An 11,960-nucleotide genomic window follows, 5' to 3' on the forward strand; every position below is an offset into this window, starting at 1 on the left:
TTCTGTCTTATTTTGCTGTTTGAGTAAATTTGAGTAGATTTTTAGAAGCGGTAGAGTTGGAAGGCTTTATTTGGACTGAAAAAGATAAAGCTTTGAACGGCTTAACGCCTCTAGAAATGCTCAAAAAAGGGAACGTATAAGCAGTGGTTATTGAAGCAAGAGCGATCGCTGTTTGCTAATGGTTGCAAAAAGTCCTTAGTAGGTGTAGTAGGGGCGCTCATACTTGCGCCCTGGTGGGAGGCTTGCGCCCTGGTGGGAGGCTTGCGCCCTGGTGGGAGGCTTGCGCCCTGGTGGGAGGCTTGCGCCCTGGTGAGGTGCTAATACTCAGATCTTGCATCTGTACATATAGCAATGACCAAATAGATGTTTACAGTTATCATGAAAAGCCCCCCTTCTCATATCTTGCACTCCTAAAAAAGTACAGAAATTGGCCGACAAGGGAGAATCAATTTTTAAGCGTTTAGTATTAATTCTTTAACTCATTACTTCAAGACTTCAAGACTTCAAAACTCATTACTCATTATTCATCCACCAGTAACTTTGGGTAAAGATGCAAGATCTGAGTTGTGGTGATTTGATATGAGGGAAGGAACAGAGAGGTTTTGAGACTCCTTAACAAAACTTAACTTAGTTTACTTTATTTATGTCCAGGTACTTATAAACTAAGAGATGATACTATCTCTAATTCAATTTCTTACGAAGTGATATATGTCTCAAACTCCCATCAATGAACCAGTGCCTCAAGAACTTTCTCAAGTTAAACTACGTCCAGTGGGAAAAGTTCATCCTAGTCCTAAAAGTTGGAGAGATCAAATCTTTTATCAACTATTACCAGATCGCTTTAGTGACGCTCAAGAAGACTCTCGTCCTTTGTTTGATTACAATCATCCCGAACAATACAAAGTCTCGGACAAAGCTACTTGGATGACAGCAGGAACTAAATTTAATGGCGGCACCATCAAAGGCATTATTAGTAAGCTAGATTATTTACAAAACTTAGGAGTAACTACCCTTTGGATTAATCCTGTTTGGAAACAACGCTGCGATTTAGAAACCTATCATGGTTATGGTATCCAAAATTTCTTGGATATTGACCCTAGATTTGGAACTCGTCAAGAATTGAGAGATTTAATTGATCTAGCCCATGAAAAAGGTATGTATGTAATTCTTGATATTATTTTTAATCACTCTGGTAATAATTGGTTTTACAAGGGTGACAATGGTGAACCTAGAGATACTATGCCCTATCGCTTTGAACCGCCACAGCCTTTCCATGGTTGGCGATCTGCTACAGGAGAAAGTATTCCTAACCCTGTTACTCTAGAAGATGGAGTATGGCCTAAAGAATTTCAAAATCTGGATTGGTATAGTCGCTGTGGTGAAATCGGTCAGTGGGGATTGGCTGATTGGGAAGATCCCTTAAATCCTTATGTGCAATATCGTAAGGGTGATTTTTACGATCTCAAAGATATCAATTTAGAAAACCCTGAAACTATGGAAGGGGTAATCAAAGCCTATCAATATTGGATCGGTATCAGTGACTGTGATGGTTTTCGTCTGGATGCCGTTAAACATATTTCACCTCAAGCAAGTGGAGAATTTGCCCGCGCGATTCATTCCTATGCTGAGTTGATTGGTAAAGATAATTTCTTCTTAACTGGAGAAATAACCGATGCGGGAATTATACCCGGTTATTTAGATTTATTTAAAGGTAATTTAGACGCTGTTTTAGAAATTATTATCTTTCCTAATAAAGTAGGTCCTTTAGCTAAAGGTTTAACTCCTCCTAATGATTTCTTTGGGCTATATGATCGCAATACTAGATCTGGGGTTTTCCGTCAAATAGGTACTTTCGCCGTTTGTGTTCTAGATGACCATGATATGTCTTCTCGCCCTAAAAAAGAACGTTTTGCCGCCCATAGTAATGTTCCTAATCTATACCAACAAATCGCCCATGTGGTAGGTATTCAGTTGACTGTACCTGGTATTCCTGCTATTTATTATGGCACAGAGCAAGGTTTTGATGGTAACGAAGACTATCATGACTATACAGTGGAAAATAGACGCTTTGCTGAAGATCGCTATGTACGTGAAACTATGTTTGGCGGTAGTTTTGGGGCTTTTGCAACCCATGGCTGTCATTTCTTTAACCCTAATCATCCCACTTACTTGAGAATAGCGGCGATCGCCCGTCTCCGTAATCGTCAAGATATTCTTGGTAAAACTCTACGTCAAGGATATCTTTATTTCCGAGAAACCTCCTATCTCGACTATCCTTTTAGAATTCCTCAACAAGGAGAATTAGTGGGTTGGTCAATGATATATTATAATTTAGAGGTTTTGATGGTATTTAACCCCCATGGTTTTGAACGTCGAGGCGCTTGGATAACTATAGACGGTTCTCTTCATGATCATGGTGACAGTTTAAACTATTTATATCATAGTGAGTGGAGTGATGATCAGTTACGACAACCTCCTGAAGATCAAACAGTTAAAGTTCAAAAATATCCCGACGGAAGGGCTGCTGTTTATCTAGATTTATGTCCATCTGGTATGGCGATTTTAACTGATAAACGCATAATTGATGTAGTTAACAAAATTGTTGTTTAGCAAGAGCTGAGTATTATGTTGGGTTTCGTGCCTCAACCCAACCTACAGCTTACTTAGGGTACGGGTGAAAAAGTAAGTTTTGGTGAGGAGAAAGGCAGGAGGCAGGAGGCAGGAGGTAATAATGATTTATGAATTTTCGAGTAATCAAAGAAAAAAATGCACTCTTTCTAGCATAATATATCAAAAAACCTTGCACTTTTTATGATAAAAATGGGCTCAAACCTTTATCTAGCAAAAGTTTTACATTTATTCAGCAAGCCCTACTTACTCATTACTCATTACTCATTACTCATTACTCAACCCCCACCAGTAACTTTGGGTAAAGATGCAAGCGCTAAGTATTATGTTGGGTTTCGTGACTCAACCCAACCTACAGGCTGTATTCGTTTTTACGAAATTTGTCACCCCCTTAGGATAATTACCCCTCCATAGGCAGAAAGAGATAAATTATGCTCATCTAAGAAAATCCCTGAGTCAGTTTTTAAGACTAGGGGATTTTTTTCTACCTGAGTTAAATTTATAGTATTAGTATGAGGGCTATTGTTGAGTGCAATAATAAAAGAAGCACAAGTATAAATATAAATTCTTTTTTCCTCGTCAATAACTAGTGGTTGAGGAATGCTAGTGGTTAAATTGGGGTTTTGACGGCGCCAACGGATTAACTCTTGATAAAATTCTAATAACTCTTGATCTTGTTCTTCTCCCCAAATCATCGGTAAACGAGACTCTTCTAGTCTTCCTACTGCTTTTAATTGGCTTAAACCCACTTCTGTACCATAGTAAATAATAGGAGGATGGGGTAAACTAAACTGACACAAAGCTGCTAGTTTTAAACGTCTTTTATCTCCTTTTACTAGCCAGAGAAAGCGATTCATATCATGATTATCTAAAAAACTAGGTAACGCTAAATTATCCCCAAAATAAGTTAAATGCTTTCTGAGTTGGTTATCAAATTGAGTTACTGTTAAATTTTGTAAGCCAAAAAATCCCCGGAATAGTTCCAACAGTTTAAAATCTAAACAACCATCCATACATCCTGTAAAAGAGCGAACTGTATTCGGTGGTGCAGTAATTTCTCCAAAAGTTACACTATCTGCCTTAACTTGACGAGTATCATGTCTAAATTTTGACCAAAAAGCACGACTTAATCCGTGAGCGTAGTCTAAACGAAATCCATCGCAACCTTGTTTGAGCCATTGGCAAGCATTGGAGATTAAATATTCTCTAACCTGATAATTCTCAGAGTTAACTTCTGGTTGACTGGGGACATCAAAAAAGCAGTCATAATCTGTTGGCCATTGGCGAAAGCGAAACCAGTCAAGTTCGTCTGTATCTGGTGTAATTTGAGCTTTTCTAAAGACAGGATGTTCAGCAGAAAAGTGATTAGCTACATAGTCTAATATAACTTTAATATTTCTTTGATGAGCTGCTTCTACTAAATCTTGCCAATCTGCTTGTGTACCTAATCGAGATTCTATTTCACTATGAGAGGCAGGATCGTAACCATGATGAGAAGAACTAGTGAAAATAGGCGTTAACCATAAACAAGTTACTCCTAAATCAACTAAATAATCTAAACGAGAGATAATTCCTCGAAGAGTTCCCCCAAAAAAATCGCTCAAGTCTCTATCACTAGACCATTTTTCTCCGAGATTAGAAGCAAAACGGTCTACAAAAATTTGATAGATAACAGCTTCTCTAAACCAAGTCGGGATTTTTTCCTCATCTACAAAAAAACTATAGATTCTGGGTTGATAATTAGGGTTAAATCTTTGTATTTCTTTGAGATTAGCTTCATCTATTTTGTCTGATTTTAAATAGGGACAATAAATAATTTCGTTGGTTGTAGTCGTAGCTTCGATTATATACTGTACATGAGTTCCCTTTGCTTGGCCTGGAATAATCCCAGTCCAGGTTTCTAAATAGGACCACTGTAGAGTATTCCAGTCTATACTACTAAGTTCCATAGGTAAAGTAATAGTTGAAGCTGAGTTATTTGCAGGTACTGAACCATCCGTTGTATAGTGTAATTTGATTTCCTTAATTGCTACTTCTGAACCAATGCTGACATTTATTTTTACGGGTTGTTGTGGTTGAGGATCTATTGGTTCTATATTTAGATCTATTAAACCTGAGGCGATCGCCTTCACTCGTAACAGGCGACCTTCGGAAGTTGATAGCTTCCCAAAAATAAATTCAGGTAGCTTGGATGATTCTGAACTCATATCATAAATCTCATCTAAATCATGAATTAAACCTTCTCTAGTATAGATTACTCATTACTGCTGACAAAAACGACATTATGGGATTCAGAAAATTTCATTAAATAAAATAGAAACAAGAAACCCACCGCAGAAGCGATGATCTTGTTAGTAGTGTAACCGATAACTAGAAGCAAAATACTCAAACCTAAAACACTGAATACGCCTTTTTGGTCAACCAATTTTTAAGCGTTTAACATTTACTCATTACTTCTTACTTCAAAACTTCTTACTTCAAAACTTCTTACTCATTACTCACTACTCATTACTTCTTACTTCAAAACTTCTTACTCATTACTCACTACTCACTACTCATTACTCATTACTCACTATTCATCTCCTAATCACAGCGATCGCATATTCCATAAACTACTACTTCGTATCCCTTTACTTCTAATCCTGGACGTAACTTACTCAATTTTATATCTGGTAAGGCATCCCAGGGAATATCCTCTATGTGACCACATTTTTCACAACAAAAGTGATGATGGGCAGATGTATTAGCATCATAGCGACATACCCCCTCTTCTAACAATACTTGTTTTACTAACCCCACTTCCTCAAGGGCTTGTAGGGAACTATATACTGTTGCTTGGGACGATTTAAAACTCTCTTTGTTTAGTTCTAAGAGAATTTGCTCTGCCGTTGGATGATCTTGTCTTTCTAATAGGTTGCTATATACGGCAAATCTTTGGGGGGTTACTCGTAATTTCTTAGATTTTAAACGCATTACAATCCACTCCGCTTGCTTTTTCATCTGACCTTACTAAATTTTTGTTTAAAAGTTTTTCTTTTATGCTTTAATCTTATTATTATATCATGGCCTAAATCTATCTTAAATTTTTTCTTCAACAAAACTTAGCAATAAGTAGTTATTACTATTGACTAATTCTTAAATAAGAATTATTCTGAGATATGTCAACTTTAAATAAAAATAGATTGGAGTAACAATTATGGTAGCTGTAAGTAAAGTACCCGACGTAGTATTTAAAACTCGTGTTAGAGATGAGTCAGTCCCAGGACCTAATCCTTATCGTTGGGAAGACAAAACCACTCAAGATATTTTTGGCGGGAAAAAAGTAATTGTATTCTCTTTACCTGGTGCCTTTACTCCTACTTGTTCATCTAACCACCTCCCTCGTTATGAAGAACTATATGATGAGTTCAAAGCTTTAGGGGTAGATGAAATAATCTGTGTCTCAGTAAATGATGCCTTCGTTATGTTCAAATGGGGTAAAGAGATTGGCGCGAACAAAGTATTTTTATTACCCGATGGCAATGGCGAATTTACTCGCAAAATGGGAATGTTAGTAGATAAATCTAACCTAGGATTTGGGATGCGTTCTTGGCGCTACTCCATGCTAGTTAATGATGGCAATATCGAAAAGGTATTCACAGAAGAAGGTTATGCAGATAACTGTCCCACAGACCCCTTTGAAGTATCAGATGCAGATACTATGTTAGCTTATCTCAAAGGTAGTGATTCTCCTGGTGTTAGTGAACCTCGTAAAGAATTTGTAGGTTAGTCCTTTTTTTAGAGTTCGATGAAATACTCCGTAGCGTAAGTGCGGGGTATTTTTTATTTGTCTGCTGAAAAAATAAGTTAAAATAGAACAGCAATAGCTTATGCTGAGGTATTTGTTTGAATGATTTAGTAACTTCCCTTATTCCCATAGCGCCACCGGAATTTAAATCAGGATTTGTCGCTATTATAGGTCGTCCTAACGTGGGCAAATCTACACTGCTTAATCAACTAGTGGGACAAAAAATAGCAATTACATCTCCTGTCGCTCAAACTACTCGTAATCGCCTAAGAGGGATTTTAACTACAGATACTGCTCAAATTATCTTTATAGATACACCAGGAATCCATAAACCCCATCACGAACTAGGTAAAATTCTAGTAAAAAGTGCTCAACAGGCGATTAGCTTGGTGGATGTAGTATTATTAGTAGTAGATAGTTCGGTACCAGCAGGAAAAGGGGATCAATATATAGCAGAATTACTAGGAAATAATGGGGAAACACCAGTAATTCTGGGGTTAAATAAGTGCGACCTGCAAAAGAATGAAGGGGAAAAACTGGATGCAACCTACACAAGTCTAATTGAAAACCAATATTGGTCTGTAGTTAAATTTTCAGCAGTAGAAAAAATAGGACTCGAAGAATTACAAAATCAACTATTATCTAAATTACCAACAGGTCCCTACTATTACCCACCTGATTTAGTAACAGACATGCCAGAACGGTTAATTATGGCGGAATTAATTCGGGAACAAATACTCTACATGACTCGCCAAGAAATTCCCCATTCAGTAGCAATTGTCATCGAAAAAGTAGAAGAAAAATCTAAAATTACGAGAATATTAGCAGCGATTAACGTAGAACGTAAATCTCAAAAAGGTATAATAATAGGGAAAGGGGGAAGCATGTTGAAAGCGATTGGGACAGAAGCGAGAAAGCAAATTGAAAAACTAATCGCAGGAGATGTTTATTTAGAATTATTCGTGAAAGTAGAACCAAAATGGCGTCAATCCCAAGTACAACTAAGAGAATTTGGTTATCAAGTAGAAAAATAACTAAAGTTTAACTAGGATATAATGAATATATCACTTTGAACTGCGTCTTGAGCTTTAAAAAAATCAGTATTAATAATTTGAATAACCCTGTGTAAGGTAAGAGGATATATAACCGTGGAAAATCAAGCATTTTACCAAAATTTTTATAAACAAGTACTACAACAGTTACAGAGAATAATAGTGGTACTGAAAAAAGGCGATACACCCACAAATCGAAAGCAAATCCAAGAATATTGTCAACAACTTTATGTACTGGGGGAAAAAGCTAAACTAAAGAATTGGTGTGAGTTATTGGTAAAAACCCAAATGGCGATCGCCAATCATCAAAATCCTTATCAATCGTGTATAAAAGTAATTATCAAAGATATTAGAGATGCAGGGGAATTAATCAAAGCAGGTCAAGCAGAAGACATTAATCCGAGTTCTCAACTAGAAGCGCTGATAGCTCGCTCCTCCTTTGAAGAAAGCAAAGTAGCAACAATTCAGAGTCAAGCAAAAACTAGTAAACTAAAGATAAGCCAAGAATACCAACAAAAAGAAAATGGACATATTTCAGATCCTTGGGAAACACAAAATAGTCAACCATTACCCCTAAATAAATCTTCTCAAGAACCCCTCAAAAATCAACATCAAAAAAATACACAAGAAGAACTATTAGAATTATTTGACAAAACGGAAATTTCGTCAAATACAAGAGAGTACGCTGAAGAAGCAGAAACAGAAGATATATCTAATTTATTTGATGATTTTGAGCGTAAAGAAGCTAAAACAGAAGAATTTGGCGAATTAGCGACCCTAGAAGGGTTTTCAACCGCAGAGTTAGATAGAGATTTAGATACAGAAGAAAAAGACGAAGATTCAGAGGACATAGTCAACCTATTTGGAGAAACAGAAACATCGGATACTAATTTTGATACTAGTATTTTTGATACGAATGCCAATGAAGATAGTTTTGATGAAGATAGTTTTGATGAAGAAATAACTATATCTGAATCTCTAAATTTTAATTTTAAAAAGCCGGAAATAATCTACTATTACGATCAATTTAGTGATTTAGATACTTTGATTGAGGAACCGAGCATTCAAACCCAGAAAGAAATATATACAGTATTAGAAAATTTACTAGAAACTAATTCCCAAACAAGTGAGATAAAAACTCAACTACCATCAGATAATCATGAAAAGTCCATACCAGTATTTAGCCCAGCAAGAGCAATCAAACCAGGTAATCAACGCATTTTTGAACAAACAATGCGGGTACACGTTAAAGAATTAGATAACTTAAATAATTTAATAGGGGAACTAGTAGTTAAACGTAATCGGTTAGAAGAAGATCAAGAACGTTTAAGACAATTTCTAGATAATTTACTCAATCAGGTTCAACAATTAACAGATGTTAATTCAAAGATGCAGTATTTATATGAGCGAACTCTGTTAGAGAGAGCATTACTAGCAAGTAGAAATCCGAAAAACAAAGGGACCAATCCAATTAACTACATGCCTCCTGGGGAAAATGATTTACAAGAAAATGAAACTGGACTAAATGCCCATGAAATTGATAGTTTTACCCAGTTTCACCCTCTCTCACAAGAAATTATTGAATTAATAGTACGTGTTAAAGAATCAACATCAGATATTCAGTTTTTAGTAGATGAAACAGACCAAGTAGCTCGAAGTTTACGCCAAGTAACTACATCTCTCCAAGAAGGTTTAAATCACGCACGAATGGTTACCTTTTCTAATACAGCAGATAAGTATTTGAGAGCGGTGAGAGAAATTTCTCTGAAGTTGAAAAAACAAGCAGAAGTAGTAATCGCTGGGAGAGAAGTATTAGTAGACAAAGTTATTTTAGATCACCTCTACAATCCCTTAACTCATTTAGTAAATAATGCCATTACCCATGGTATTGAGTTACCAGAAGTACGCAAAGCAAGAGGCAAAAATCCTAAAGGTCAGATTAAAATACAAGCCTTTATACAAGGAAACCAAACAGTAATTTCAGTTTCTGATGATGGTGCAGGAATTGATGTGAACAAAGTCAAAACTAAAGCGATTGAGAAAAGACTAATTACTAAATTAGAAGCCAAAGACATTAGCAACCAGGACGTATATGATTTGCTATTTCATGCAGGATTTAGTACTAAAGATAGAGCCGATGATTTCTCAGGAAGAGGAGTAGGATTAGATGTGGTGAGAAATAGTTTGCAATCGATTCGAGGAACAGTCAGTATTGATTCAACACTAGGTAAAGGAACATCTTTTATTATTCGTTTGCCTTTAACTTTGAGTATATGTAAAGCTTTACCCTGTTTGAGTAACAATGCTCGCATTGCTTTTCCCATAGATGGGATTGAAGATACCAAAGACTATACTCCAGAAGAGATTCAAATCAATAAACAAGGACAAAAATGTATTCTTTGGGGAGATCAACTCTTACCGTTTCAATCATTAAATAATTTACTATCTTATAATCGTCAGATTAGTAGAAGCACTATTTATGGGGGACAAGAATATGATAATAGCATCTCTATAGTTATATTAAGAGGTGCTGGTAAATTATTAGCGATTAAAGTTGATAAAATTTTAGCAGAACAAGAAATTGTAATTAAGCAAATAGAAGGCCCCATACCAAAACCGGCCGGAATCGCTGGTGCGACTGTACTAGGTGATGGTAGAATTATGCCGATTGGAGATATACTGGAGTTGATTGATATCGCCAATGATATCGCCGATGGACGATGTGGTAAAATAGAGAGAATCTGGCCACCTACATACACAGGTGCAGGTAGTGATAGTACTTCAGGGCCTAAATCAAACAGTGAACCAATTGTTTTAATTGTTGATGACTCAATTACCGTTCGTCAACTTCTGTCCTTGAGTTTCACAAAAGCAGGCTATAGAGTAGAAGAAGCTAGAGACGGTCAAGAAGCCTGGGAAAAACTTCGCTCAGGGTTACCATGTAGCATTGTCTTCTGTGACATCGAGATGCCAAGAATGAATGGTCTTAAACTTCTTTCGATGATGCAGCAGGATAATGAACTGCGCTCTATTCCTGTAGCTTTACTCACTTCTAGGGGAGCAGATAAGCATCGTCAAGTAGCAGCAGACCTGGGGGCTAGTGGATATTTAACTAAACCATACACAGAAAAAGAGCTTTTAGATGCGGCGGAAAAGATGATTGAGGGAGAAAAACTTCTCGGTCGTAACAACCACCAAAGCACGAGAAAGCAAGCTACACAACAAAAAGATTATGTAGTTTTAATTATTGATGATTCCGTAGTGGTTCGAGAAATGCTCTCCATCACTTTTAAAAAACGTGGTTATCGTGTGGAACAATCCCGAGACGGTCAAGAAGCCTGGGAAAAACTTCGCTCAGGACTCCCCTGTGATTTAATCTTCTGTGATATTGAAATGCCGAGAATGAATGGTTTAGAACTACTTTCACTTCTGCAAGAAAATAACGACTTAAATAATATTCCTGTAGCGATGATTACTTCAAGAGGTGCGGAGCGCCATCGTAAAATTGCCGCCGAGTTAGGTGCTAAGGCTTATTTTACTAAACCGTACATAGAAGAAGAACTATTAGAAGCAGCGAAGCAGATGATTGCAGGAGAAGTATTATTAAACAAGGATTCACTCAGTAAATCTTAACAAGGTGTTAAAAAGCTTGAGGAATCCAGGGACTTTTTATAGGTTACAGCAAGTTTGGTGCGTTACATTTCATTAACGCACCAAATCAGTTTTAAGTTTATGGTCACCCTTTGAGGTGTTAGGCATTAACAGCGGGCTTGGTATCACTACCAGGACGTTTTCCATCTGCTTCTAACGCTTCGCCTTCAATGAAAGAGCGCAGCATCCAAGCCATTTCTTCGTGTTGTTCCATTAAACCAGTGAGGAAGTCAGCAGTACCTTCATCGTGAAACTTCTCTGTGGATGTATCGATATTTTCTCTTAAATTACGAATAATTTGCTCGTGATCTTTGGTTAAACGAGCTACCATTTCATTAGCAGAAGGTAGGTCTTTGGGATGTTCTTTAATAGACGCATATTCCAGAAAGCCTGAAGCTGTACCTAGGGGATAACCTCCTAATGCACGAATTCTTTCAGCAGTTTCGTCAATATTAGCTGTGATCGCTTCGTATTGTTCTTCCCACAAAGTATGTAAGGTTCTGAATTGAGGTCCTACTACGTCCCAGTGATATTTTTTAGTTTTGATTAATAACAGATAAAAATCTGCTAAGTCATGATTAAGAAGGTCAATGACACCATGGCGTTGTTCTTCGGTTAAACCAATGTTTAATATAGGCATAAAATTACTTTTTGCTTAACTACATTTTTATTAAAGCAATTTTGGACCCCTAAATAAATCTGCAATTTGAACTAATTTTAATTTTTATTACAAATTATCTCTAACTTAAGAAATAAATCTTAAGTTAGAGTTTGGGAATTTCTTTCTCAACTCACATCTTCCACCAGTACTTATGTACTAAATTAACCTCAGAAAAAGTTCA

7 protein-coding genes are annotated in these 11,960 nt (G+C 36.6%); 4 read left to right on the top strand and 3 right to left on the bottom strand.

Going from position 1 to position 11,960, the window contains the following annotated elements; translation table 11 throughout:
- Window positions 1-708: 708 nt before the first annotated feature.
- Window positions 709-2,610, top strand: a complete 1,902-nt coding sequence (locus tag MW688_RS15050; RefSeq protein WP_486736830.1) for an alpha-amylase family glycosyl hydrolase — start codon at window positions 709-711, stop codon at window positions 2,608-2,610.
- Between the two features lie 401 nt (window positions 2,611-3,011).
- Here MW688_RS15050 and MW688_RS15055 read toward each other — a convergent pair whose 3' ends face one another.
- Window positions 3,012-4,835, bottom strand: coding sequence for an alpha-amylase family glycosyl hydrolase (locus tag MW688_RS15055; protein WP_486736831.1), 1,824 nt, complete (start codon window positions 4,833-4,835; stop codon window positions 3,012-3,014).
- 376 nt (window positions 4,836-5,211) lie between these two features.
- On the bottom strand, window positions 5,212-5,628 hold the full coding sequence (locus MW688_RS15060; RefSeq protein WP_486736832.1) for a Fur family transcriptional regulator: 417 nt from the start codon (window positions 5,626-5,628) through the stop codon (window positions 5,212-5,214).
- A 196-nt stretch (window positions 5,629-5,824) separates the two neighbouring features.
- Here MW688_RS15060 and MW688_RS15065 point away from each other — a divergent pair, with 196 nt between their 5' ends.
- The 3 genes from MW688_RS15065 (at window position 5,825) to MW688_RS15075 (ending at window position 11,100) form a co-directional block, all read left to right on the top strand.
- Complete coding sequence (locus MW688_RS15065; RefSeq protein WP_486736833.1) at window positions 5,825-6,397, top strand: redoxin family protein; 573 nt, start codon at window positions 5,825-5,827, stop codon at window positions 6,395-6,397.
- Window positions 6,398-6,507: 110 nt separating this feature from the next.
- The gene (gene era / locus MW688_RS15070; protein ID WP_486736836.1) at window positions 6,508-7,449 is read left to right on the top strand and encodes a GTPase Era; all 942 of its coding nucleotides are present in this window, start codon (window positions 6,508-6,510) and stop codon (window positions 7,447-7,449) included.
- A 114-nt stretch (window positions 7,450-7,563) separates the two neighbouring features.
- Window positions 7,564-11,100 (top strand): hybrid sensor histidine kinase/response regulator, encoded by a 3,537-nt coding sequence (locus MW688_RS15075; RefSeq protein WP_486736834.1) that lies wholly within the window; start codon window positions 7,564-7,566, stop codon window positions 11,098-11,100.
- 118 nt (window positions 11,101-11,218) lie between these two features.
- Here MW688_RS15075 and MW688_RS15080 read toward each other — a convergent pair whose 3' ends face one another.
- Window positions 11,219-11,758, bottom strand: coding sequence for a Dps family protein (locus tag MW688_RS15080; RefSeq protein ID WP_486736835.1), 540 nt, complete (start codon window positions 11,756-11,758; stop codon window positions 11,219-11,221).
- Between the last annotated feature and the right edge of the window lie 202 nt (window positions 11,759-11,960).

The sequence above is a fragment of the Johannesbaptistia floridana genome (assembly GCF_057440575.1).

Coding starts and splice junctions, on each gene's coding strand:
- MW688_RS15050 (WP_486736830.1), top strand. CDS start 709: ATGTCTCAAACTCCCATCAATGAACCAGTGCCTCAAGAACTTTCTCAA.
- MW688_RS15055 (WP_486736831.1), bottom strand. CDS start 4,835: ATGAGTTCAGAATCATCCAAGCTACCTGAATTTATTTTTGGGAAGCTA.
- MW688_RS15060 (WP_486736832.1), bottom strand. CDS start 5,628: ATGAAAAAGCAAGCGGAGTGGATTGTAATGCGTTTAAAATCTAAGAAA.
- MW688_RS15065 (WP_486736833.1), top strand. CDS start 5,825: ATGGTAGCTGTAAGTAAAGTACCCGACGTAGTATTTAAAACTCGTGTT.
- MW688_RS15080 (WP_486736835.1), bottom strand. CDS start 11,758: ATGCCTATATTAAACATTGGTTTAACCGAAGAACAACGCCATGGTGTC.